We start from the raw sequence: 26,552 nt of genomic DNA, 5'->3' as shown, positions 1-26,552 counted from the left end.
CCCCATTATAAATTATATATTTGGGAAATTTTTATTTGTTATATATAGGGAAAATATCATATGTTATTGACAAATTTTTTCACTTTTTTTAAAAAAAGACTTGTATTTGTACTAATAAAGTATTATTATATGAAAGCCGCTCAAGTTAAGGTAAAAACTAATGTTTATGGCCTTTTAGAGAAGTGGTAAAAAAAATAAAAATATTTTAAAAAAAATGTCAAAAAGACTTGTATTAAATTTTAAAATATTATATATTTATCTATGTGCTCGCTTTGCAAAAAAGAGAGTCATAAAATAACGATCTTTGAAAACTAGATAGAACAACAACAACCAAATTATTATTGTACATACATACATTCAATTTTTTGAGTAAATAAACAGATATAGTCATGAATCAAAATATTCGCATTTTTTTAATGAGAGTTTGATCCTGGCTCAGGATAAACGCTGGCGGCATGCCTAATACATGCAAGTCGAACGGGGTGCTTGCACCCAGTGGCGAACGGGTGAGTAACACGTATCTAATCTACCTTTTAGTGGGGGATAACAGTTGGAAACGACTGCTAATACCGCATACGACACCATTATGGCATCAGAAGGTGTTGAAAGGCCCGTTTGGGTCGCTAGAAGATGAGGATGCGGCGTATTAGCTAGTAGGCGGGGTAAAAGCCCACCTAGGCAATGATACGTAGCCGAACTGAGAGGTTGATCGGCCACATTGGGACTGAGATACGGCCCAGACTCCTACGGGAGGCAGCAGTAGGGAATTTTTCACAATGGGCGAAAGCCTGATGAAGCAATGCCGCGTGAGTGATGACGGTCTTCGGATTGTAAAGCTCTGTTGTTAGGGAAGAAATGCTAGAAGAGGAAATGCTTTTAGTTTGACGGTACCTAACCAGAAAGCCACGGCTAACTATGTGCCAGCAGCCGCGGTAATACATAGGTGGCAAGCGTTATCCGGATTTATTGGGCGTATAGGGTGCGTAGGCGGTTGCTTAAGTTTGAGGTTAAAGCCTGGAGCTCAACTCCAGTTCGCCTTGAAAACTGGGTAACTAGAATGCAGGAGAGGTAGATGGAATTCCATGTGTAGCGGTGAAATGCGTAGATATATGGAGGAACACCAGTGGCGTAGGCGGTCTACTGGCCTGTAATTGACGCTGAGGCACGAAAGCGTGGGGAGCAAATAGGATTAGATACCCTAGTAGTCCACGCCGTAAACGTTGAGTACTAAGTGTCGGCATTAGTCGGTGCTGCAGCTAACGCATTAAGTACTCCGCCTGAGTAGTATGCTCGCAAGAGTGAAACTCAAAGGAATTGACGGGGACCCGCACAAGTGGTGGAGCATGTGGTTTAATTCGAAGCAACGCGAAGAACCTTACCAGGGCTTGACATCCAGTGCAAAGCTACAGAGATGTAGTGGAGGTTAACATTGAGACAGGTGGTGCATGGTTGTCGTCAGCTCGTGCCGTGAGGTGTTGGGTTAAGTCCCGCAACGAGCGCAACCCCTATCGTTAGTTACTAACATTAAGTTGAGGACTTTAACGAGACTGCTAGTGTAAGCTAGAGGAAGGTGGGGATGACGTCAAATCATCATGCCCCTTATGTCCTGGGCTACACACGTGCTACAATGGCTGATACAAAGAGTCGCAATCTCGCGAGAGGGAGCTAATCTCAAAAAGTCAGTCTCAGTTCGGATTGAAGTCTGCAACTCGACTTCATGAAGCCGGAATCACTAGTAATCGCGAATCAGCAACGTCGCGGTGAATACGTTCTCGGGTCTTGTACACACCGCCCGTCACACCATGAGAGTTGGTAATACCAGAAGCACGTATCTTAACCGTAAGGAGAGAGCGTACCAAGGTAGGATTAGCGATTAGGGTGAAGTCGTAACAAGGTATCCGTACGGGAACGTGCGGATGGATCACCTCCTTTCTATGGAGTTAATCATAGTAGAGATATAAAAGCTGAGCGAATCGATAAAACAGCTTTTGATTATATTCTGGTTCTATCTAGTTTTCAGAGATCGTGGACGCTACAAAGCGTTTTTGATTTCTGAGAATCGTTCTTTGAAAACTGAATATTAGATGAAAAAAGACATTTTAATTTTTCTTACGTTTCATAAAAAACGTAAAATAGTAACTTTATAATTACTAAGAAAAACTGAAATTTCATATTTATTAGATTATCTATAATGCAAAATAGGATTTCTTTTTAAAGAAAGTATAGTAAGGGCATATGGTGAATGCCTTGGAAAATGGAGCCGATGAAGGACGTGACTACCTGCGAAAAGTTTCGGGGAGCTGGAAGTAAGCTATGATCCGGAAATGTCCGAATGGGGAAACCTACTATGATTAATCTCATAGTGTTTATAACTGAATACATAGGTTATATAACGGGAACCTAGGGAACTGAAACATCTTAGTACCTAGAGGAAAAGAAAACGAATGTGATTCTGTAAGTAGCGGCGAGCGAAAGCGGAACAGGCCAAACCGGTCTACGGGCCGGGGTTGTAGGACTCTTGTTAGAGTTACAAAATCAGTGTATAGCAGAATGTGTTGGGAAGCACAAGCGTAGAGGGTGATACTCCCGTATGCGAAATGCACTGATCTCGATAGAGTATCCTGAGTACGGCGGGGCACGTGGAACCTTGTCGGAATCTACCCAGACCACTGGGTAAGCCTAAATACTACCATTTTACCGATAGTGAACCAGTACCGTGAGGGAAAGGTGAAAAGTACCCCGTGAGGGGAGTGAAATAGTCCCTGAAACCATATGCTTACAAGAAGCTAGAGCCCGTTAATGGGTGATAGCGTGCTTTTTGTAGAAAGAGCCGGCGAGTTACGATAACATGCAAGGTTAAGTAGAATATACGGAGCCGTAGTGAAAGCGAGCCTTAATAGGGCGTTTAGTATGTTGTCGTAGACACGAAACCAGGTGATCTAGCCATGAGCAGGTTGAAGTTAGGGTAAAACCTAATGGAGGACCGAACCAACGTTCGTTGAAAAGACCGTGGATGACTTGTGGCTAGGGGTGAAATTCCAATCGAACCTGGAGATAGCTAGTTCTCCCCGATATAGCTTTAAGGCTAGCGTCGAGGTTTAGAATTATGGAGGTAGAGCTCTGAATGTATGATGGCCCCACCTAGGGGTACTGATTACAATTAAACTGCGAATGCCATAATTTCATACTCGGCAGTCAGAACATGGGTGATAAGGTCCATGCTCGTGAGGGAAACAGCCCAGATCTACAACTAAGGTCCCTAAATATACGCTAAGTGTGTAAGGATGTGAAGGTGCACAGACAGCTAGGATGTTGGCTCAGAAGCAGCCATCATTTAAAGAGTGCGTAACAGCTCACTAGTCGAGTGCCTTTGCGCCGAAAATGTACCGGGGCTTAAGCGTATTACCGAAGTTTAGGATTTACAGCAATGTAAGTGGTAGGGGAGCGTTCTAAGTGCGATGAAGTCAGACTGTGAGGACTGGTGGAGCGCTTAGAAGTGATTATGCCGGCATGAGTAACGTTTGGAAGTGAGAATCTTCCATGCCGTTTGACCAAGGATTCCTGGGCAAGGTTCGTCCACCCAGGGTTAGTCAGGACCTAAGGCGAGGCCGAAAGGCGTAGTCGATGGACAACAGGTTGATATTCCTGTACCACCAAGTAAAATGATGGAGTGACGGAGAAGGATAGTGGATGCCGGCTGTTGGATATGCCGGTCTAAATACAAAGGAGTGTACGTTGGCAAATCCGCGTGCTTTAACTCTGAAGTATGATGGGGAGTGAACGCTTCGGCTAGTAGCGAAGTCCATGACTCCACGCTTCCAAGAAAAGCTTCTAGTGTTAATTTACTTGGTGCCTGTACCTATAACGAACACACGTGGTCAAGGAGAGAATCCTAAGGCAAGCGAGATAACTATAGCTAAGGAACTCTGCAAAATAACCCCGTAAGTTCGCAAGAAGGGGTGCTCACTTATGGTGAGCCGCAGTGAAGAGGGAGGGGCAACTGTTTAGCAAAAACACAGCTCTCTGCAAAGTCGTAAGACGAAGTATAGGGGGTGACGCCTGCCCAGTGCCGGAAGGTTAAGAGGAGATGTTAGCTTCGGTGAAGCATTGAATTGAAGCCCCGGTGAACGGCGGCCGTAACTATAACGGTCCTAAGGTAGCGAAATTCCTTGTCAGGTAAGTTCTGACCCGCACGAAAGGCGTAATGATCCCTTCGCTGTCTCGGCTATAGACTCGGTGAAATTTTAGTACCAGTGAAGATGCTGGTTACCCGCAACTAGACGGAAAGACCCCGTGGAGCTTTACTATAACTTAATATTGAATTTTGGTGTAACATGTAGAGGATAGGTGGGAGACTTTGAAGCGGTCACGCTAGTGATCGTGGAGTCATCCTTGGAATACCACCCTTGTTACATTGAGGTTCTAACCTAGACCCGTTATCCGGGCCAGGGACAGTGTTTGGTGGGTAGTTTGACTGGGGCGGTCGCCTCCTAAAATGTAACGGAGGCGCTCAAAGGTACCCTCAGTACGGTCGGAAATCGTACGAAGAGCGCAAAGGTAGAAGGGTGCTTAACTGCGAGACTTACAAGTCGAACAGATGCGAAAGCAGGACTTAGTGATCCGGCGGTCCCGTGTGGAAGGGCCGTCGCTCAACGGATAAAAGTTACCCCGGGGATAACAGGCTGATCTCCCCCAAGAGTTCACATCGACGGGGAGGTTTGGCACCTCGATGTCGGCTCATCGCATCCTGGAGCTGTAGTCGGTTCCAAGGGTTGGGCTGTTCGCCCATTAAAGCGGTACGCGAGCTGGGTTCAGAACGTCGTGAGACAGTTTGGTCCCTATCTGTTGTGGGCGTAGGAAAATTGAGAAGAGCTGTTCCTAGTACGAGAGGACCGGAATGGACGCACCCCTGGTGCTCCTGTTGTCACGCCAGTGGCACAGCAGGGTAGCTATGTGCGGAAAGGATAATCGCTGAAGGCATCTAAGCGAGAAGCCTCCTTCAAGATGAGTTTTCCCATTCTTCGGAAGTAAGATCCCATGTAGACCACATGGTTGATAGGTTGGGTGTGTAAGCACGGTGACGTGTTCAGCTTACCAATACTAATAGATCGAGAGTCTTTCTTGAAAGAAACCCAGAAAAACATTTTGTATTATAAATCTATACATCTAATATTCAGTTTTGAGAGGATGATTTGGTTATTTATATAACCCAACACTCTCAAAAAAATTTCAGATCTGGTGACAATAGCGCTAGGGTCACACCTGTTCCCATGCCGAACACAGAAGTTAAGGCTAGCTGCGCCGAAGATAGTATCATGCGAAAATAGGACGTTGCCAGTTCAGAAATTTAAAAAACACCTCTTAAAAAGAGGTGTTTTTTATTATAAAGTTTTGTATATTTTATCTTGTTATTATAAAATACTATTGCTTTTTATAAAGGAGTTATTAAAATTGAAAGAATTTTTGAAAGAAGTTAATCATGAAGTTACTAAAAAAAACCAGTTTAGTGAAGTTAACGGTGTTAAATTTATGTGAGAGTTTGTTGGTTTTCCAGAAATTATAAATATAAATAATTTGATTACATCAATTGAAACAAAATTAAAATTAACTTTTAACAAAGTTGAGTATGATGATATTTTTTACAAAATTAATGAAATAAGAGATATTTTTAAAAGTCAGACTTGTTTGTTAAAAACTAATAATTTAGATGAATATAAAAATATTTATACTCAATTTCTAGCAAGTTTTTATCAAAATATTAGAGATTTTATAAATATAGCATTTTTCAACTATATTTTTTTCAATTATATTCATGGTGATATTTTTTTTGAAAATAATTATTATGATAATGATAAATTTTATAAATGAAAGTTTTTAGATTTTAAAAGATCAATATTAGTAGCTAAAAAAGACTTACTATTATCAATTAACAAGAAAACCAAAGAATATGACTATATTATTAGTGAAGTTAAAGATCAAATAAAGCAAATTGATGTATTAATAAACAATGCCAAAAACAAAGCGTTTATTTAGTATAATTTAATTAACTATTTAGAAGGGGAAAAACTATGTTAAAAAAATTAGAAGAAATCTTAAAAACCTTTAGAAAAGAAATTAAAGATGCAAAAGATAAAAAAAGTCATGAAGAATTAAAAAGAAAATATGCTTCTAGAGATTCTGCTTTAGTTGAAATTTCAAGAGATTTAAAAGATTTAGACCCAGATCAAAAAAGAGAATTTGGAATTAAGATAAATGAAGTTAGAACTGAGGTTTTTTCAGCTTTAAATGAACTAGAAGATGCTTTAAAATATGAAGAATTAAAAAAACAATTAGAAAAAGAAAAAATCGATATTTCTTTGCAAGGAATGACTTTTAAAAGAGGTTCAAAACACCCTTTAAACTTAGTAATTGATGAAATTAGTGATATTTTTACTGAGTTAGGTTATGAAATGGTTAGTGGAACAGAGTTTGAAAGTGATGAATACTGTTTTCAAAAATTAAATATGCCAATTGGTCATCCTGCTAGAGATATGCAAGATACTTTTTATGTTGATGAAAAAAATGTTTTAAGAACTCATTGTACTAATATGACAGCAAGAAGATTAACTCAATTGTCGAAAATGAATGTTGAAGAAAAAAGTATCGCTTCAATTAGTTATGGAAATGTATATCGAAGAGATGATGATGATGCAACACATTCACATCAATTTATGCAAATTGATGGTTTTGCTGTTGGTAAAAAAATTAATTTCGCAACATTAAAATGAACATTAGAATATATGTGTAAAAGATTGTTTTCACCTAAAACAAAAATCAGATTAAGACCTAGTTTTTTTCCATTTACCGAACCTAGTTGTGAAGTTGATATTTCATGTGTAAATTGTAGTGGTTCAGGATGTAAAGTATGTAAAAATACTGGTTGAATTGAAATTTTAGGATCAGGAATGATTGCACCAGAAGTAATAGAACAAAATGGTTTAGATTCAAATGAAGTTGGTGGATTAGCTTTTGGAATTGGTGTAGAAAGAGTTGCTATGCTAAAATTTGGAATTAATAATATAAGAGATTTTTATGAAAATGATATTAGATTTTTAGAACAATTCAAATTCTTTGGAGATTAGGAGGTAAATATGGTTATTACAAGAAATTGATTAAAAAATTTTATAGATATTAAAGGTATTAGAAGTGATGAAATAACTGTCGCTTTAAACTCGCTAGGATTTGAAGTTGATGCAAAAAGAGTGTATAGAGACTTAAATGATCAACTTACTTTAGGGCATGTTGGAAGTGTTGCTCCAATTGAAGGAACTAAATTAAACTTTTGCTTTGTTGATAAAGGAGAAGATTTGGTAAGTCCGATTGTTTGTGGAGCAAATAATGTTAAAGAAGGACAATATGTAATTGTTGCAAGTCCAGGAAAAACTATTTCAACAGGTTTAACGTTAGAAACTAAAGAAATACAAGGAAAAATTTCAGAAGGAATGATTTGTTCTTTAACTGAAATTGGTGTAGATCAAAATGTTCAAACAGAAGTTGAATTGGAAGGGATTTATCCAATTTTTACAAAAACTGATCCTTATTCACTAATTGGAAGCAATGAAGTTTTAAATATAATTGGATTTAATGATGTCGTTTGAGATGTTGATTTAACTTTAAATAGAAGTGATGCACTTGGTGCAATGCAAATTGTAAAAGAATTAGCAAATTATTTTGATAAGGATGTCAAAGACTATACAAAAAATTTAAAACAAATTCCTTCAATTTATCATGTTTCAGTTTCATTAAAAGAGACTGAAGAAAGCAAAGAACTTGTTAGAAGTTGTGCAATGGAGTTATTTGATTTAAAAGAAGTTCACAGTATTCATGAAAATGAAACTGAACCAAATATTTACTCATTTCAAGATATATGATTAAAGTTTTGTGGATTTAAATCTCAAGAAAACTTCTGACTAGATTTAGCTAATGTAATTGCTATTGAAACTGGTCAACCAATTTTATTTTTAGATCCTGAAAAATTAAAAACACAATTACATATTCAAAATAATCCAACAGACAAAAAACCAATTAATTATCAATTAATGTGCGCTGATGAAGTTGTAAGTACTCTTGGTGTTGATTTTAATAAATATTTCTTGCCAAGTGCAAAAAGTAAACAAGTTATTGCTGTTTATTTATCATTAAACCCAATTTTAATGAGAAAACATCAGAAGTTTGCAAATTCAAATTCAGCTTTATTACAAAGATGAATTAAACCAATAAGTTCAAGATTATATTCATTAGCAAGTAAAAGATTACATTATTGATTTGATCAATATAATCTTTACTCTGCAAATACTGAAGTTGAAGTTCAAGTTGAACCAGTTGATTCATTAAAAAAAGTTGAAGTGAGTCTTGATTATATTAATGAATTTTTAGGAACTAAATTAAAAGTAGATCAAGTTAAAAAATTATTTGAAAATTTAGAATTTAAGATCAGTGAATCAAAAAAAGAAGTTTTAAAATTCGAAGTTGATCCATTTAGAACAGATATTAGTCATAAAGCACATATTATTGAAGAAATTGCTAGATTATATGGATATAACAAAATTGAATCAAAACCTCAAATTATAGAAGCAACTTTAAAAGAAAAACAACTTGAAAATAAATTATTAAAACAACTTGAAAATTACTTGATAGATAATGGGTTTAATAATATTAAAACTTATTCATTGATGAATAAAAAAGTTGTTGAAAGATGAGATTTATTTAACTTAAAAGATCCAATAGATTTAATGTCTCCTTTAAGTAATCTAAGAGAAAGTTATAGATTAAGTATAGCTCAAAGTGCGATTGAAATTGCAAATTTAAATAGTTCAAGAGGTAATAAAAACTTGAAACTATATGAAATCGCAGATGTTTATAATTTAAAAGGAATTAGAGATAAAAGACTTTCAGTTCTTACAAGCGGTGAAGTTTTTTATCAAAAAGCTTATAATTTAAACATTTCTTCTTCTTATCCATACTTAAAAGGGATTTTGGATGAAGTTTTATCAATTTATCAAATTGATTTAAATGATTTAAACATTCAAAATATGTCAAAACCAATTGATGAAATTCATCCATTTATTAATGCACAAGTTAAATATAAAGATATATTAATAGGATTTATTTTCAAACTTAGTCCAAGATATGAACAAGCAAATAAACTTGCTAATACTTTTGTAATAGAACTTAGCTTAAGTGAGATTGAAAAATTATTTGAAAGAAAAAATATTATCAAAGAAGCTTCAAAATTTCAAAAAACATCAAGAGATGTAACAATGTTATTATCTGTAAGTGATAATTACAATGAAGTAATTAAAAATATTACAAAAGATATAAATTATCTTACACATTTTAGTTTATTAGATATTTATCAAGATGAAACACTTGCAAATGAGCAAAAATCAGCTATAAGTGTTGGATTTGAGTTTAATTCAAATGAAAAACAGTTAACCGATAAAGAAGTGTCTAGTGAATGACAAAAAATACTTGATAAAATAAAAAAATTAAAAATAGAGGTAAAATAATATGCTTAAAAAAGATATTGAGCTTAAAAAAACGATAAAAATTGATGAAGTTTTTAATTGTGATAGTATTAACAACTTCAATCATGCATTATTAAAAAAAATCAATAAAATTAAAGTTTTAGGAGCATTAAAATACCAAGAAACTATTAAATGTTTAAAAGTTGAAGCAAAAATAATCACAGATATAGATTTAATAGATGCAAGAGACGGTAAATTAATTAATATAAAAAATGAAGAGTATGATTGAAATGATGAGTATTTTTTTGAAGAAATTAACAATGATCAAGTAAATGTCGTTTTAGGAGCTGAATTTGACATTTTAGAATATGCAATTGAACAAATTGTTTTAAATATTCCTATTAATTTTACAAATAATTATGGTAAAATCTCATTTGTCGGTAAAGATTTTACATTTATGTCAGAAGAAGAATACCAACAAGAGCAAGAAAAAAAACAAGACCCAAGATGGGATAAACTAAAAGAGTTTAAGTTTTAATTATAGGAGGTGTAAATATGGCTGTACCATTTAGAAAGACCAGCAAGGCTGCAAAAAATAAGAGAAGAAGTCATTTAGCATTGGTAAGTACATCACTTATGACATGCCAAAATTGTGGAGCAACAATTAAACCACATAGAGTTTGTCGTGAATGTGGATATTACAAAAATAAAGAAGTTGTAAAAAAAGATTAATCTCACAATTAATAAAATATAGTTGACCAAATAAATACAGTTTGGAAAACTATTTTTTTTTTTTTTTTATATAAGATAAATTTTTTTTTAAAAATATCGATATATTTATTGGAGGTAAATATGATTTCAAAAGAAAATATCGAAACAGAAATTTTAAATTCATCAATTTGTTTAGCTTTATTTGAAAACAAAGTAGATTTAAACCTTATCAATAATGAGATTTATAAATTAGGAGATATCTTAGACAAGCTAGATCCTGTTTTAAGTCTTAATGTAACAAACTCAATTTATTATCATTATACAAATTTTAAAAATCAATTAAAAAGCTTGTTGAAAAGAGATATTGAATCAATTGATATTCAAAAACTGGAGCAAAAAATGTATATAAAATGTGTTTCAAATTTACAAAAGAAAATCATGCATTAATGATTTTTTTATTTTGTGGGAGAGAAATTAAAAAAAATGTTGAAATAATCTTAAAAGTGTATATAATTGTATTTGTGTGGGAGAAAGTGGGGCAAAAATATGTTACTTGGCACCTTTGAACATAGTTTAGATGATAAAAGTAGAATAACTATTCCATCTAAATTAAGAAATAAACTGGGTGATGTTATCTTTGTTTCAAAAGGGATAGGGAACTTTTTGGAAATAAGAACCCCAGATAATTTTAATAAACTACTTCAAGAGTTAGGGCATAAAAGTAGTTTTAACGCTTCTACTAGAACAATTGAACGTTTAATTTTATCTAATTCAGATGAGTTATTAGTTGATTCTTCTGGCAGAATAAAAATTCCCACAAATTTATTAGAAAAAATAGGGGTTTCAAAACATGTCTATATCCTAGGGCTAGGAGATAGACTAGAAATTTGAGACAAGGTTGCATATGAAAAATCTTTAGAAGATTTGAATGAAAATGAAATTTATGCAGCTGCTGAAAAATTGGGCGGAGAAAATTAATGACGCAAGAACACATATCGGTTTTATTAAATGAATCAATAGATTTGTTAGATATTAAACCAAATGGAGTTTATGTTGATTGCACGTTGGGCCGTGCTGGACATAGTGTTGAGATTTTAAAAAGATTGAAAGCTGGTCATTTGTATGCAGTTGATCAGGATTTAGAAGCCATCCAAAATAGTGAAATGAAACTTAGGGCAGTTTCAAATAATTTTACTATTTTGGAAGGTAATTTTGTATATTTAAAGGCTTTACTAGCATTAAAAAACATTAATTTAGTTGATGGTATTTTATATGACTTAGGAGTATCATCGCCGCAATTTGATGTTGGATCTCGTGGATTTAGTTATCGTTTTGATAGCGATCTTGATATGAGGATGGATTTAAAAAACAACAAATTAACCGCAAAAGATATTGTAAACAAATATGATTTAAAAGGGTTGAATCATATTTTTAAATTATATGGTGAAGAACAGCTAAGTTATCAAATTGCAAAAAAAATTATTGAAACAAGAGTTGAAAAACCAATTAATACAACATTTGAGTTGGTTGAAATTATTAAATCAGCATTACCTCAAAAAATATTAAAACAAAAAAAACACCCAGCAAAAAAAGTGTTTCAAGCTTTAAGGATTTGTGTCAATGATGAGCTAGAAGTTTTAAAAAAATCTTTAATTCAAGCTTTAGAACTTTTAAAAAAAGATGGAGTATTAGTAATAATTAGTTTTCATTCTTTAGAAGAAAAAATAATTAAAGATATTTTTAAGACTAAAACTACCGATATAAAAGATAAATTTTTATCAAAGTTACCAGTTGAGGGATTAATCAAAGAAAAAGAGTTTAAATTATTAACTAAAAAACCAATTTTACCAAGTGATGATGAATTAAAAATTAATAGAAGAGCACATAGTGCAAAATTGTGAGCAATAAAGAAGGTGTGATAATATGGAAAACGAAATATATGCAGTTGTTGAAATAACAAAAAAAGACATTAGATTTATCGTAGGTAAATATCGAAACAATCTTGGTTTAAAAGTTATTTTCAAAGAAAGAGTCAAAGGAAACTGATTAAATGAAAATGATGAAGTTTTAGACATAAATAGTGCAAAACAGCATTTATCAAAGCTGATAAGAAAATATGAAAATACCTACAATGAAAAAATTATCAATGTTGGCATAGTATATCCGATTAAAACTTTAAAAATTGCTCAAACAAATCTTCACATAATTATTGATAATGATAAAAAAATAATCACTCATGAACATATTAAAAAACTATATAAAGATGCAGTTGTAATTAATGAAAATGAAAACACAGTTGTAATTAACGTTAGACCTTATGAATATGTTTTAAATAATAAAGACAGAAGAAATTCAATTAATGTTGGGATGATTGCAAATAGTGTCGCTATGTATGCAAAAGCTTATACATTAGATAAAAAAGTTGTTGATTCACATATGGAAGTTGTTCAAAAATGTGAAAAAAATATATTAGCAAAATATATTCAAACATATGCTCTTGCAAAACAATGTATTGAAGAAAAAAACTTTAAAGAACCTTCTGCGTTAGTAGATTGAAATATTAAAACATTAGAAATAGGATTTTTTGCAAAAGAAACATTAGTTAAAAAAATCTCAAAACCAATTGGAATAGATAAAATTTTTAGCAATATAGCTAAAAAAATTTATGCTAAAAATAAAGTAGTTGAAACATATATTTTTAAAATGTTGAACTTTAAATCAACTAAAAATGATGATTTAATTATTTATCGAAAGTATATATCAAGTGAAAAAAGAACTTTAGAAATAAGCATAAAACAATTAAAAGATCTATTTTTAGAAGAGATGAATTATATAATTGATTTAATAGATCTAGAGATTCAAAACGAGTTTATAACAAAAGTAAGAGATTTTAAAGTATTTTTTAATGGTAAAGTAACTGAAATTTCTGGATTTGATAAAATGATATCAAGAAGTAATTTCAAAAATAAAGTATTTATTTATTATTCACTTGTAACAGGAGCAAATGAAATTTGAACTTCTTCTCTTTGTGGGGCTATTAAAAGCTGTCATGATGTAAATAAAAATGCACAAATATTTAAAACAAGTACAATTGAATATTCAAAAGTTGAAAAACACCAACAATTGATGCAAAATAATCAACAAGGATTAATGCAAAACCCAATGTCTAATCTTTATACTGGTATTAATAATGTACCAAATATTGTCCAAAATCAAATGTCTCAACCACAAATGATGCATAGACAAAATTTTACTAATTTACAAAATCAATCAATATACGATATTAATAATATTAATAATCAACAAAATTATCAAAATGTAAATAATTTTGCAAATCAAAATGGTATTATTAAAAAGCAAACAAATAGATAGTTTTATAAGGAGGATGGAGAATGTCAAATAATTTCGTAAAACAAGCTGCGAATATCAAGGTAATTGGTGTTGGTGGTGGTGGATGTAATGCTGTTAACAGGATGATTGAAGATAAAGTTGAAGGTGTTGAATTTATTGTTGCAAATACTGATGCTCAAGTTTTAGCTGCAAGTAGTGCAGAAAAAAAAGTTGTATTAGGAGCAAATATCTCAAAAGGTTTAGGTGCAGGAGCAAATCCAGAAGTCGGAAAACAAGCTGCACTTGAATCAGAATCAGAAATAAGAGAAATACTAAAAGATGCAGATCTTATATTTGTTGCTTCTGGAATGGGTGGAGGAACTGGAACTGGTGCTGCACCCGAAATTGCAAGAATTGCTATGGAAACTGGAGCATTAGTTATTGCTATTGTAACAAAACCATTTGGATTTGAAGGTAGATTAAGAAATAGTTATGCAATAAAAGGTATTGATGAGTTAAAAAAATTTGTTGATTCAATTATTGTTATTTCAAATGATCGTTTGCTTGAAATAATTGGAGGAATTCCAGTTAAAGATTCATTTAGAGAAGCGGATAATATTTTAAAACAAGGAGTTCAAACAATCACTGATTTAATTGCAGTTCCTGCAACTATTAACTTAGACTTTGCTGATGTTAGAACAATTATGAAAGGTAAAGGAAATGCTTTATTTGGAATTGGTATTGGTTCAGGACCTGATAAAGCAATAGAAGCTGCTAATAAAGCTATTACTAGCGCTTTATTAGAAACTTCAATTAGAGGAGCAAAAGATGCTATTGTTAACGTAACTGGTGGTCCTTCTACAACTTTAAATGATGCAGAGGATGCAGCTGATATTATTAAACAAGCAAGTGGACAAGATATTAACTTAATTTTTGGTATTGCTATTAGTGAAAATTTAGGTGATGAATTAATTGTTACTGTTATTGCAACTGGTTTTGATAACGATCATAATAAAGAAATAAGTTCAGAACAACATGTTGAAGTTGTAAAACCACAAAATATCCAAAATCATGTTCAAGAACAAAATATGAATGTATCAAATCAAAGAAACATTAGTAATGATGATTACATTGAATCAGCTCAAGAAAAAAGAACCAGTTTTTTAAATGATGAAAATAATAAAAGACCTAGTTATGTGCAACAACAAAGTAAAATTTCTGAAAATGAGATGAAAAATGTAGCTCAAAGAATGGAAAATTGAAAAGAAGGAAATGTTTCTCAACAAAGACCTCAAGTTGCACAAAAAATTGAAGACACAGTTGATGATGAGGACGGAGATTTTCCACCATTCCTAAGAAAGAAATGATAGTTTATGGCAATTTTCAAAAAGAAGTTTCAAGAAGTAGTTGTTGAAAACAATAAAGGTGAAAATAAAAATCCGCAAAATATAAATCAACAAGGAATGGGAAATCAACAACAATATAATCCTCAACAAATCAATAATCCTCAACAAATCAATAATCCTCAACAAATCAATAATCCTCAATATGAGCAAAACTTGCAGCAACAAAGACATTCTCAACAACAATATTATGAAAGCCAAATGGTTTCTGAAGAAATATCAAATGATAATACAGAATTTGATGAAATGCACGCAACACATTTTAAACCTCAAAGTTATAAAGATACTAAACAAATTGTTGACAGCTTAATGAAGTTTAAAAGAGTAACTGTTAATTTAACAGAAATTTCTAAGGATGATAAAAAAAGATTAATCGACTTTTTAACAGGAGTTATGTATGCTCTTGAAGGAGATTATAAAAAAATTGATCAAGGAGTATTTCAATTTTGAATAAGCAAATAAGCTTATTTTTTTTTTTTTTTTAAATAAAAAATCTGAAATTTAATTTTAATATGATTAAATATATTCGAATAGAATTTTTTTATAAAAAAAAAGATATTTTTGAAAAATTTTATTAGAATATAGTTAAATGTTGTTATGTTACTGAAAACTAATTTTAAGTAAAACATATAAATTTTAAAATTAATATTAAGGGGGAAGTTAATGAAAAAAATAGCGGAATTAAAATGAAAAAAGTTTAATGAAATTGATCAAAAATATTATGATCAAGCAAATAAACTTGTTGAAAAAGATAAATATTATCGACCATTGTATCATATTGCATCACCTAATGGATTAGTAAATGATCCAAATGGTTTATTATTTAAAGATGGAGTTCATCATATCCATTATCAATGAACACCAGTTCAACCTTATCATGGTTTTAAACACTGACGTTATGTTACTACAAAAGACTTTGTAAATTATAAAGACATGGGAGTTTCTGTAGTTCCTGATTTTGAAAAAGAAGCATATGGTGCTTTTTCAGGAAGTGCTTATGATTTTGGAAATACTGTAAAAATTTATTATACTGGGAATATGGAAGATGGAAAAGGCAATATGAATGAAGAAGTTCAAATTGTAGCAGACTTTGAAAACAACAAAGTAGTTAATAAAAGAGTAGCTGTATCATGAGATAAAGATAAATTTACTCCTCATGCTAGAGATCCAAAAATATTTGAATTGAATAATAAAAAATATATGATTTTTGGAGTGCAAACCAAAGATGAGGTTAAAGGTGGATTAGCAGTTTATGAAATGAAAGATTATGATAAATTTGAATTTAAAACAGTTTTAAAACCATCAATTAAAGATCAAACATATGGTTATATGTGAGAGTGTCCAAATTTAGATAAAATTAAAGATAGATATCTTTTCTTTATATCTGCAGAAGGATATTTTAATGATGACAATAAGTACGAACTAAATTGTTCAAGAAATGTTGTTTATTCAGTAATTGAAAATTTAAATTTTGAAAGCAATAAATTAAATGAGAAATTTCCATTATTACAAGTTGACTATGGATATGACTTTTATGCGCCTCAAACATATTGAAAAGAAGATACATTAGTTTGGTTTGGATGATTTGGGTGTTGTGATGTACAATATCCAACTGATGAATATTCATGACACTCAATGCTAACAATTCCAAGAGAGTTAACTTTGGAAGGTGATGTTTTAATACAAAAACCTTTTGGTGATTTTAAAAAAAATGTTTTAGAAAATAAAGTAGTTAAAAAAACAAATGTAGTAGAAATTAATAAAGCTAAACATATTCAATTCAACTTAAAGGGAAATACAAGTTTTAAAATTTTAAATGATAACAATGAATTTTTAGAAGTTGTATTTGACGATAATGAAATTTCGATGGATAGATCAAAACAAGGTCAAAAAGTTGATTGAGATTATGAAAGCAAAAGATATGCAATAAGAAAAATTAAAGATAAAAATCAAGTTGTAGAAATGTTTATTGATTCATCATCAATAGAATTATTTGCAGATGATTATAAAACAGTATTTAGTTCAAGATTTTTTATCAAAGATTTTAATAGAATTGAATTTTCAAGTGATCAAGAATTAGAAATATCAGATATTAAAAAGATGAATTATAATTAAAAAACCATAAGCAAATCATTGATTATGATTTTTTTTAGTTCTTTAATTGTGTAAATGATTTTAAGTTATAATTAATTTTAAAGGATTAATTAGGGGTTAGTATATGAAAAAAATAATATTTGAAATAGTTTTTATAACCATAATGACATTTTTATATTATATATATAGTTCATGACTGGATAATAGCAAAGATACTGATAGTACATTATATGAAATTTTTTCCCCATTTAAATTAATTATTTTAGGATCTATTTTTACAATTGTTTATGGAGCTATTAAAACTATATTATTTTATAATTTAAAAAACTTATCTGAATACAAAAAAAATCTAAGAAATAATATATTATTTGAATTTGAAAGCACTTTAGACTATTTAGATTCTTTAAAAAACAGCTTAATTGAAAAAAATATGAACAAAATTAAATGATATGTTAAATATTATAGCAATATTAAATATAGACCTATTTATTTAAATCTCTTAATAGATGAATTAGCAAGTCGTATGTTGTCAGAACATGATTATGGAGATTTAGTTCAATCATGTAATTTAGCAATTGAAAGTATAAAAGAAATATTTCAAAAAGAGAAGGATAGACTTGGGTATAAAAAAAGTGAAAACTTATTTGAATTAAAAAGAGTAAACGAATACTACAACAAAAATAGCTGAATTGTTATTAAGTTTTATATGACTCTATTTAATAAAGATATTCATTCAGATGAATATGAAGTAAACAAATGAAAAATAACAAGCTTATATATTTTAAGATTTTCTTATTTTTTATACCCAGCATTTTTTATTTCGTTGATCTTGTTCATTTCAATTGGAGCTGGTTTATATAGTCAAGATATTGTTTTAAGCAGATACTTTTATGCTTCATTTGCTTTTTGTGTATTTTTAGTTGCATCAAGTTTGTATTTATCAAATTTAATTTATAATGCTAGAAAAAGACATATTCGTATATTCTGACCACATTTAATGATATATTTAGGCTTTATATTTTTAATATTTTTAGATATATTTTTAAATATTATATTTTCTCCAATTTTAAAAAGTTCCACAGAATGGTATGAATCCGATTTAATTACATTTTTATGTTATTTAGTGTATATTGTTTTATCAACAATGCTTTTGAGTTTCGTTTTTTCAAGCATATTAGAACTATTTGAATATCGAACATTTAGTGTATTAAATTTAATATTTAATATTATCATTCCGATATGCTTGTTTATAATTTCGTTTACATTAAATTATTTTTCAGCAAAAAATATTGAAACAAACAAATTATATTTAATTAACTTTTCAGTAATATTTGTTTATTGGTTATTTTTAATGGTATCTAGTAGATTTATTGTTAAATAAAAAAAAACTATTTTTAAACAATTTAAAAATAGTTTTTTAATTACTTTCTTTTGCTTCAGGAGCAGGAATGGTAATTTTATGTTTATAAACTGATGAAGCGCTTGTAAATCCATTAGCATCACCTGATAACTTAATTACATAAACAACCAATGATGTTTTACCTTTTTTTCCGCTAACTGATAAAATATAAGCTGTATTTTCATCGTTTTTTAATGAATCTAAACCTTTAAAAACACTTTTAATATTATCGATATTTCCCGAAATAAATGTTCCAGAATAACTTACTGGTGAAGAATCGCTCTTTTTAGTATCTAAAAAGTCTCTTTTCAATTTTCCTTCCTCAATGCAATCGTCTAAATTAGAAGCTCCAGTATCGTCGCCAAGCATTATAGGAAAACTTTTTAAAAATTTAGCGTCATCAAATCCTTCAGCGTATTCTAAATCTTTTGCACAAGCTACAACTACTGAAGCTGCACTTGCAACACTAGCTGTTACAGATAATATTCCCATTAATTTTTTCATTTTATTTTTCCTCTTTTCTATATCTATTTATTTTAAATAACTTCTATATTTTATCAAAAATTACTATAAAATCCTAAATAAATACTTTTTTTGAGATTTCATATTATGAATAACAAGAGATTATGTCACAAGTACAATATTCTTGGAGGCAAAATTATGAGAGGAATTGAATTAGACATAATGAAACAAATTAAATTAGAGGTTATAAAAGGTTTATCTAATAAACTACATGACATAAACACAAGCGCAGAAACTCTTGGTTGATCAAAAAGACACACATATAGAAAGTTAAAAGAGTATAAAAAAATTGGACCAAAAGCTTTTATTCATAAAAACACTGGGAAAATCCCAAGAAATAAAATAGATCATGATATTAAAGAAAAAATAATTAGTCTTTATAATTTAAAATATTATGATTTTAGTATGTTAGATTATTGAGAAAATTGTTGAAAAGATAAAATTAGCTATTCTTCATTAAGAAATATAATGAAAGAAAATAATGAGTTAGTTTTTAGTATGCATAAAAAAACCAAAAAAGAAATTAGATTAAGAACAAAGCTATTAAACAATGATTTAGAACCATTAGTTATAATCAAAAATAAAATTCCATTATTAAAACACCCTCACCCAACCCAAAAAACAGAAACAAACTTTGGGGCAATTTTTGAAGCAGATGCTTCAAATCACGAGTGGATTAAGGGAGTAAAAAGTCATTTACACATTGTAATTGATAAGTCAACAAAAAGAATTTTAGCAGGACATTTTAGCGAGCAAGAAACAACAGAGAGTTATTATCGTGTTTATAAAGAAACATTTGTAAATTATGGCATTCCTATTAAGAATGTAACTGACAATCGAAATGTATTTAGCTCTAAAATAAATAGAGACTCTGAAGGGTATTCAGAGTCTCGTACTCAATTGCAATTTATTTTTCATTCTTTAAAAGAATCAACAAAAACTACCTCTATACCACAAGAAAAAGCTTTGGTTGAGAGAACTTTTGGCACCCTTCAAAGAAGATGACCTCAAAGAATTCGAATTAAAAATATTAAAACAATTGAAGAGTTAAATGATTATTTACCTACACTGATTAAAGAATATAATAAAAAATATTCAACTCCTATTGATAATTGTAAATCAGTTATAAGAAAATTTACAGAAAATCCAAATATTGTTTTTTCATATAGAACCACAAGAATCGTCAATAAAGGTTCAAGTATTGATTATGATAATAAAAAATGGTTTGTTTGTTCAGGGTATGAGCCGCTGTATTTAAAACCAAAAACAAAAGTTATGGTTATGAAAACTCAGGATAATAAATATTATTCTTCAATTGATAATGATGTATATAACTTAATAGAAATAGATGACAATAGGCTTCACGGTAATAAATATACAATTAAAAAAGAAGAACTAGAGTCTATTAAACCACCAAAAACTGATAGTCCATGAAAATATAGTAATTGATACTTCTTTAATAAAAAAAGAAGAAATACAAGAAGCATATATTAATATATTGTTTTTTTTGTGACATAATCGCTTACAATCAACAAAATAAATACTTTTTTTGAGATTTCATATTTATTTCTTTTTTTTTTTAAAATATAAAATAAAGTGCTTTTTTTCTTGCCTAAAATCAGTATTAAACATATAATAATAATACGGTCTAACCGTGAATAGGAGAAAAATTTATGAAAAAATTATTAAGTTTATTAGGTGCAATGGGAATGGTTGCTGCTTCAAGTAGTGTTGCTGTTGCATGTAAAAACGACAAATCAAGTTCAGAACCTGCTGATTTGTCTAAATTAACAGCACAAAGTTTAACAGTTGCTCCTACAGCAAATGATGAAGCTGCTGCTAAAGTTGCTGTTATTACAAAAATAAAAACTGAATTAAGCAAACAAGTTGTAGAAACTACTGATGTTATTTTCGATAGATTCTCAGCTGCTACAAAAGAAAAAGCTGGATCAATAATTGTGAAAGCTGCTGAAAAAAGTAATTTAGTAACTGGAACAGCAACATTTACTCTTACTTTTAAAGATTCTAGTGAGTCAAGTACAGATCCTCAACCAGAACAAAGTCCTGAATTGTCATTTGTTACATTAGATCATTTACAAAATAATGTTTTAGAATTACAAGATAAAAATCCTGTTACAGTTACTATTAAAGTTGCTAACAAAAAAGCCGATGCTCAAGTACAATTTGATGAGATATCTGAAAAACCTCAATCATTCACAATTGAAGCAAATGAAAGTAATGCTGTTAATTTAGAAGAATATAAATTTAACATTTCATCATCAGCTGTTATTGCTGAAAACGGAATTAAAATAACATTTAAATACAGTGGAGCAAATAATTTAGAATTAACTGTTAAAACTAAAAGTGATTTTTCTGTTGGCTAAATATATATATTTAAAATAAAATAATTGTAATAAAAAATTGAATTTTATTGCAATTATTTTTTAATTTTGTTAGTATTTACATAGGCGATGGAGGTATACATAATGAGAAAATATGAAATAAACCATTTTTTAAGTAGTTTAGAACAATCATTTGTTTTATCTTTATTGTCATTGAAAAATAACTTTTTTAATGATTTTTTAGTGTGCAAAAATATTAATGGCAAAACCATTAAAACTGCCGCTAAACGTGCTATTAAGTTCATTATGCTTAAATAGGTGCTATTAATTAGAAAGCTATTTTTAAATGTGTTATTAGAGATAATATGAAATTTTTAAAAATAATAAAAAAAACGTTCTAATTTAAATAAGTACCTATTAAATGTGATTTTAGTACTTGTTTAAGTTAGAACGTTTATTTTTTATGGCAAACTTTTGCTAAATTGAAAAATAGCATATTAAACTTATAATTAACAATATTATTGAACCAAAAAAGAAACATTTATTAATCCTTCTGCTTAGTGCTTCTTCAGGAGATAAGGTTGAAGAATATCTTCTTCTTGAATCGTTATAAAACTTAGCAGTTCTTCTGTTTATGACAAATCCATAAACAATTCAGATAAAGAGACCTAGAAAACCAGCAGCTGCTGTGAAATAATTTGTTCTAGTAATATCTTTAAAACCATAAATAGATATAATAAATGATAAACCAGTTATTAAAATTGAAATAAAAACTATAATTATATAATCGTACCATCTTAGTTTTTTAGAGCTTATGTATTCAGAATGCTTTTCAACATAATCATCAAGAACTTCATCAACTTTATTATTAACGAAGTCTTTATGAGCGTCTCTTTGATCTTTTCTAAGCTCTTTAAGTACATTATATTTATTCTTATTGTTTTTCATGAATTCACCTCTGTATTAATTATTGTATAGTAAAAATTTATGTTTATAAAATAATAAGTTGGAAAGGATAAAAATGAAAAATGATTTAACTTCTCAAAATGAATTAATTGAGCAAGATTTACAATCAGTCTTTGATAGAATCGAACTAAAAGACGAAATTGGTAAAACAAAAGTACCTATTTATAAAAAACTTGGTTACTTATATGCAAAATTTAATTCAGGTCGTAGAGAATTTTTAGCAAAGACTCCTTTGCTAAGTTATTCGGTTAAAAGAATTTTATATGCTTTTTTAACATTTTATTTAGCCGTTGCTGTTGTTTATGTTTTAATGGTTGCCTTTTTAAAGGATGATGCACTTTTAAGTGATTATGATCCAATAAAAAACCCAATAAAACCAAATACTCCTGAGTTTTATGACTTAATAGAAAATAAACGAAAAGCATTTGGTTTATACGGAAGTATGATAAAACAAGTTCTTATATTTTGAAGAAATATAACACCATTTATTCCAAAAACAATTATGGAGGTTACAAAAGTAAGTTCTACAGGAGTTTATGGTAATGAAACTAAAAAATGATTCTGATTAGGAATGATTATGAACGGAACAAACGGTAACTTATATAATTCTGTTCTAGATACTTTTAAAGATGCTATGCCTATATCATTTATTTTAGGATTTTCTTCAACTATCATAACTTACTTGATTGGAGTTCCGATGGGTATAGTTATGGCAAGGTTTAAAGAAAAACCATTAGATAACTCTTTAAATTGAATCTTTTTAGGATTTACAGCAGTACCATCAGTAATTATTGTTTCAATTTATTGAACAGTTACAGTTAAATATTTCAACTCCGCCGGTGTGTGGGACATGAACGACTATACAAAATTTGTTGCAATATTTGCACTTGTTATATTAGGAGTTCCTGGTCTATCGATTATAACAAGAAGATTTATAATTGATGAAATGACAGCAGATTATACAAAATTTGCACAATCAAAAGGTTTAAGTAATTCTTATGTTTTCTATATTCATATTTTTAGAAATGCAGGAATAAGAATTATTAGAACAATACCAGCAAGTATTATTTATTCATTATTTGGATCAAGTATTCTTGTTGAGCAATTTTATGTAGCTCCAGGTATGAGTAAATACATTCTTAAAGGTGTTGGTACAAATGATATATACATTGTTTTAGGATATATTGTACTATCTGCAGGAATTGGTATATTTGTGTCATTATTAAGTGACTTATTAATGGCTGTATTAGACCCAAGAGTTAAATTATCTAAAAAATAGAAAGGTATTTATGGAAGTAATTTTACATAATCAAAAAGAAATTGAAATTAGTTCTATAGATGCATCTCTTTTTAAGTTTGTTGAGAAGAGAGAAGAATCTATAGAAAAAATCAATTCAAAACCATATAGTTATTGAAAATCAGTATCTAAGTTGGTTTTGAAAAGCAAGGTTTTTATAATATCTTCAATAATACTCATAAGCTTTGTACTTATGGCTTTTATAATAGGTAAAAATGCAGACATTTCTTCTGTGTCTAGTGATCCATTTCATCCAGAATCTCCAAGTGTTAAACATTGATTCGGGATCGGTTACAATGGTGAAGATTTATGAAATAAAATGTGACTTGGTTCAAGAAAAACTATAATATTTGCCTTTATTATATCGGCAATAGAAATATCATTAGGTTTAGTTTTAGGAGCTATTTGAGGATACTACTCTAAACTAGACATATTATTTATAGAATTTATTAGATTTATGACAATCATTCCATCTCTAATATTGTGATTATTCATTATATTCTTATTTGGTGGAAAAGCAGATTTATTTAAAATAATTGTTGCTATATCAATTACAAGTTGGATTGGTTTAGCAGAGACAATGAGAATTCAAATGATTTTAGTTAGAAATTCAGAATATAATGTTGCTTCTCAAGTTCTTGGTACAAGAGGTCCAAGAATTATTGTGAAAAACATTTTACCAAAAATTTTACCAATCATTATTCAAACAATATCATTCTCAATTCCTGGAGCAATTGGTTTAGATGCAGCGCTATCATACTATAGCTTTGGATTTATAGAAAATTATGCATCTGATGCCTCATTAGGTACAATTTTAAACCAGGCATTACAAAGTCCATATACTTTATATCCGCATTTACTTTATATACCACTTTCATTTATCGGTGTTATATCATTATTGTTCTACTTTAATGGAAAAATATTTGCAGACTCACTAGATCCAAAATTACATAGATAGGAATTTTAAAAAAAATGGAAAAAAGCAAAATATTAGCTATAAGAAATTTAGAAGTAAAATTTCAAGTTAGACAACGTTTTTTAACAGCAATTAGAAACATTTCTTTAGATATTTACGACAAAGAAGTGTTGGCAATTGTTGGAGAATCAGGTAGTGGTAAATCAGTTATAACCAAAACGTTCACAGGTATGTTGGAATCAAATGGTTATATAAGTGATGGATCAATTATATACAGTCCAAATCAAGAATCTATAGATGATAAAAAAGCTTATTTTAAAAAACCTATCAATCTAGTAAACTTTCAAAGATTAATTATGGACGGAAGTACTGTAAAAAATATTGTTAAAATAAATAAAAATTCTATAAAAAAATTAAAAAACGAAATTAAAAATTTTGAAAAATTAAAAGAAGAAAAGCTAAAAGCTACTAAAGATGATTTGTTAAAAAAAATAGACAAATTAAGAGCAGGATTAAACTTTTCTAAAAGTAATACTAATAGTTATAAAATAGGATTGCTTGAAGAAAAAGTAAAAGAAGTAACAAGTAAGCTTGAAGTTATTTTTGATGAAGATAAAAAGCAAAAATATTTTGAAGATTTAAATTTTAAAATTGAGTTACTTAAACAAGATATTACCAAAGTTAAAGGAATATCTTTAATAAGTAAAATATTAAATAGAATTAATGTTGATAGATTATTAAAAGCTAAAGAATTTGTTAAAACACATGGATTTGAAGCATTTAAAAATCAATTAAGCATATTAAAGTTAAATACTAAAATTAATTTTATAAATAGTTTAATAAATAACTTTAATTCATATAGTGAAGAAAAAATTTTATCTGAAATTAAAAATATCGAAAAAAAAGAATTTCTTTTTAAAGAATATAAATTAAATTGTTTACATAATTTTAAAAAAGAGATTTTAGAAAAAGAATTAAATAATTTACAAGCTGAGCTTGAAAATATAAATGTAAAAAAAGAAGTTGCTTTGAATGATGCAAAATTAAATTCAAACAATTTACATTTATTCTCTATAAAAGAGTTGGATTCATTTTATAGATGATATGAACACAGAAATTATCACTTTAAAATAGAAGCAGAGTTAAAAAGTTTAGTTGATGATTATTGGAATGAAAAAGAAATTGATAATGATCACTTTGAAAATTTATTAACAGACTGAAATAGAGTTAAAGGTATCTTTGGTACTTTTAATAAATTAAAAGCAGCAAGAGAAATAAGAAAATTACGTGGAAAAACTATTGCTACAATATTTCAAGATCCTATGACATCTTTAAACCCGTTGTTATCTGTTGGATTTCAAATAACCGAAGTTTTAAGAAAGCAATTAGGTCTTTCAAGAAGAGAAGCGAAAGCAGAAGCGATTAATTTATTAGGTAAGGTTGGAATACCAGAACCAGAAAAAAGATATAAAGATATACCAGGAAGATATTCTGGGGGGATGAGACAAAGAGTTGTTATAGCTATTGCTTTAGCATGTAGACCTAAAATTCTTATTTGTGATGAACCAACAACCGCGCTTGATGTAACTATTCAAGCTCAAATACTAGATTTAATTAGAGAACTTCAAGAAGAGTATAAATTTACAGTTATTTTTATTACACATGACTTAGGAGTTGTTGCAAAACTAGCTGATAGAATTGCTGTTATGTATGCGGGTCAAATTGTTGAGTATGGAACATCAGATGAAATATTTCATGATCCAAAACATCCATATACATGAGCATTATTATCATCATTACCACAATTAAGTAATAAAGGAGAAGAATTGTTTTCAATATCAGGAACACCTCCATCATTATTTAATAACTTAACAGGTGATGCATTTGCACCAAGAAATAATTACGCAATGGAGATCGATTATCTATATGAACCGCCAATGTTTAAAGTTAGTGATACACATTATGCAAAAACCTGATTGTTAGATAAAAGAGCACCAAAAATAAACAAACCAGAAGCAATTACGAACTTAAAAGAAAAAATAAAAAACCAAGGAAAGCGAGATTAA

General features: G+C 29.5%; 21 protein-coding genes and 3 rRNA genes. 22 read left to right on the top strand and 2 right to left on the bottom strand.

The window, feature by feature from the left end; genetic code table 4:
• Positions 1-412: 412 nt before the first annotated feature.
• The 16 genes from STABA_RS04210 to STABA_RS04135 all read left to right on the top strand — a co-directional run bounded on the left by STABA_RS04210 (position 413) and on the right by STABA_RS04135 (position 18,425).
• Positions 413-1,932: ribosomal RNA gene (locus tag STABA_RS04210) — 16S ribosomal RNA — on the top strand.
• A 282-nt stretch (positions 1,933-2,214) separates the two neighbouring features.
• Positions 2,215-5,125, top strand: a 23S ribosomal RNA gene (locus STABA_RS04205).
• A gap of 109 nt (positions 5,126-5,234) precedes the next feature.
• Positions 5,235-5,340: ribosomal RNA gene (gene rrf, locus STABA_RS04200) — 5S ribosomal RNA — on the top strand.
• The 16S, 23S and 5S rRNA genes sit together here, the layout of an rRNA operon.
• A gap of 111 nt (positions 5,341-5,451) precedes the next feature.
• The gene (locus STABA_RS04195) at positions 5,452-6,033 is read left to right on the top strand and encodes a hypothetical protein (RefSeq protein ID WP_156006852.1); all 582 of its coding nucleotides are present in this window, start codon (positions 5,452-5,454) and stop codon (positions 6,031-6,033) included.
• 35 nt (positions 6,034-6,068) lie between these two features.
• Positions 6,069-7,121 (top strand): phenylalanine--tRNA ligase subunit alpha, encoded by a 1,053-nt coding sequence (gene pheS, locus STABA_RS04190; RefSeq protein ID WP_156006850.1) that lies wholly within the window; start codon positions 6,069-6,071, stop codon positions 7,119-7,121.
• A gap of 9 nt (positions 7,122-7,130) precedes the next feature.
• Positions 7,131-9,548, top strand: coding sequence for a phenylalanine--tRNA ligase subunit beta (gene pheT / locus STABA_RS04185; protein ID WP_156006848.1), 2,418 nt, complete (start codon positions 7,131-7,133; stop codon positions 9,546-9,548).
• Between the two features lies 1 nt (position 9,549).
• Positions 9,550-10,044, top strand: coding sequence for a YceD family protein (locus STABA_RS04180; protein WP_156006846.1), 495 nt, complete (start codon positions 9,550-9,552; stop codon positions 10,042-10,044).
• Between the two features lie 17 nt (positions 10,045-10,061).
• The gene (gene rpmF / locus STABA_RS04175; RefSeq protein WP_156006844.1) at positions 10,062-10,238 is read left to right on the top strand and encodes a 50S ribosomal protein L32; all 177 of its coding nucleotides are present in this window, start codon (positions 10,062-10,064) and stop codon (positions 10,236-10,238) included.
• 120 nt (positions 10,239-10,358) lie between these two features.
• Entirely contained in the window at positions 10,359-10,664 is a 306-nt protein-coding gene (locus STABA_RS04170) for a hypothetical protein (RefSeq protein WP_156006842.1), read from the top strand.
• A gap of 99 nt (positions 10,665-10,763) precedes the next feature.
• The gene (gene mraZ / locus STABA_RS04165) at positions 10,764-11,195 is read left to right on the top strand and encodes a division/cell wall cluster transcriptional repressor MraZ (RefSeq protein ID WP_156006839.1); all 432 of its coding nucleotides are present in this window, start codon (positions 10,764-10,766) and stop codon (positions 11,193-11,195) included.
• Positions 11,195-12,139 carry a 16S rRNA (cytosine(1402)-N(4))-methyltransferase RsmH gene (gene rsmH, locus STABA_RS04160; RefSeq protein WP_156006837.1) on the top strand — a complete coding sequence of 315 codons (945 nt, stop codon included), beginning with the start codon at positions 11,195-11,197 and terminating at the stop codon, positions 12,137-12,139. The genes mraZ and rsmH overlap by 1 nt, the downstream gene beginning before the upstream one ends.
• Before the next feature lies 1 nt (position 12,140).
• The gene (locus STABA_RS04155; protein WP_156006835.1) at positions 12,141-13,589 is read left to right on the top strand and encodes an acetate and sugar kinases/Hsc70/actin family protein; all 1,449 of its coding nucleotides are present in this window, start codon (positions 12,141-12,143) and stop codon (positions 13,587-13,589) included.
• A 20-nt stretch (positions 13,590-13,609) separates the two neighbouring features.
• On the top strand, positions 13,610-14,917 hold the full coding sequence (gene ftsZ / locus STABA_RS04150; RefSeq protein ID WP_156006833.1) for a cell division protein FtsZ: 1,308 nt from the start codon (positions 13,610-13,612) through the stop codon (positions 14,915-14,917).
• Between the two features lie 3 nt (positions 14,918-14,920).
• Positions 14,921-15,412 (top strand): cell division protein SepF, encoded by a 492-nt coding sequence (sepF, locus tag STABA_RS04145; protein WP_156006831.1) that lies wholly within the window; start codon positions 14,921-14,923, stop codon positions 15,410-15,412.
• Positions 15,413-15,613: 201 nt separating this feature from the next.
• Positions 15,614-17,065, top strand: a complete 1,452-nt coding sequence (locus STABA_RS04140; RefSeq protein ID WP_156006829.1) for a glycoside hydrolase family 32 protein — start codon at positions 15,614-15,616, stop codon at positions 17,063-17,065.
• A 103-nt stretch (positions 17,066-17,168) separates the two neighbouring features.
• Complete coding sequence (locus STABA_RS04135) at positions 17,169-18,425, top strand: hypothetical protein (RefSeq protein ID WP_156006827.1); 1,257 nt, start codon at positions 17,169-17,171, stop codon at positions 18,423-18,425.
• Positions 18,426-18,461: 36 nt separating this feature from the next.
• Here STABA_RS04135 and STABA_RS04130 read toward each other — a convergent pair whose 3' ends face one another.
• Positions 18,462-18,947, bottom strand: a complete 486-nt coding sequence (locus STABA_RS04130; RefSeq protein ID WP_156006825.1) for a Vmc-like lipoprotein signal peptide domain-containing protein — start codon at positions 18,945-18,947, stop codon at positions 18,462-18,464.
• Positions 18,948-19,103: 156 nt separating this feature from the next.
• Here STABA_RS04130 and STABA_RS04125 point away from each other — a divergent pair, with 156 nt between their 5' ends.
• From STABA_RS04125 to STABA_RS04115, 3 genes are all read left to right on the top strand, one after another.
• Positions 19,104-20,459 (top strand): DDE-type integrase/transposase/recombinase, encoded by a 1,356-nt coding sequence (locus tag STABA_RS04125; RefSeq protein WP_170264701.1) that lies wholly within the window; start codon positions 19,104-19,106, stop codon positions 20,457-20,459.
• Between the two features lie 179 nt (positions 20,460-20,638).
• Positions 20,639-21,349 carry a lipoprotein gene (locus tag STABA_RS04120; RefSeq protein ID WP_156006821.1) on the top strand — a complete coding sequence of 237 codons (711 nt, stop codon included), beginning with the start codon at positions 20,639-20,641 and terminating at the stop codon, positions 21,347-21,349.
• Positions 21,350-21,451: 102 nt separating this feature from the next.
• A complete protein-coding gene (locus STABA_RS04115) occupies positions 21,452-21,625 on the top strand; it encodes a hypothetical protein (RefSeq protein ID WP_156006819.1) in 174 nt (57 codons plus the stop codon).
• 159 nt (positions 21,626-21,784) lie between these two features.
• Here the strand turns inward: STABA_RS04115 and STABA_RS04110 are convergent, their stop codons facing one another.
• Complete coding sequence (locus tag STABA_RS04110; protein ID WP_156006817.1) at positions 21,785-22,255, bottom strand: hypothetical protein; 471 nt, start codon at positions 22,253-22,255, stop codon at positions 21,785-21,787.
• 73 nt (positions 22,256-22,328) lie between these two features.
• On the opposite strand from STABA_RS04110, the gene oppB reads away from it, so the two are divergent.
• Genes oppB through STABA_RS06020 form a run of 3 tightly spaced genes read left to right on the top strand, consistent with a single transcriptional unit; the run spans position 22,329 to position 26,552 of the window.
• Positions 22,329-23,552: an oligopeptide ABC transporter permease OppB gene (gene oppB / locus STABA_RS04105; protein WP_156006816.1), complete on the top strand. Its 1,224-nt coding sequence runs from the start codon at positions 22,329-22,331 to the stop codon at positions 23,550-23,552.
• 10 nt (positions 23,553-23,562) lie between these two features.
• A complete protein-coding gene (gene oppC, locus STABA_RS04100; RefSeq protein WP_156006813.1) occupies positions 23,563-24,528 on the top strand; it encodes an oligopeptide ABC transporter permease OppC in 966 nt (321 codons plus the stop codon).
• Between the two features lie 14 nt (positions 24,529-24,542).
• The gene (locus STABA_RS06020; protein WP_281349596.1) at positions 24,543-26,552 is read left to right on the top strand and encodes an oligopeptide/dipeptide ABC transporter ATP-binding protein; all 2,010 of its coding nucleotides are present in this window, start codon (positions 24,543-24,545) and stop codon (positions 26,550-26,552) included.

The sequence above is a fragment of the Spiroplasma tabanidicola genome (assembly GCF_009730595.1).
GTDB classification, from domain to species: Bacteria; Bacillota_I; Bacilli_A; order Mycoplasmatales; family Mycoplasmataceae; genus Spiroplasma_A; species Spiroplasma_A tabanidicola.
This window is presented reverse-complemented; position numbering and strand designations above follow the sequence as displayed.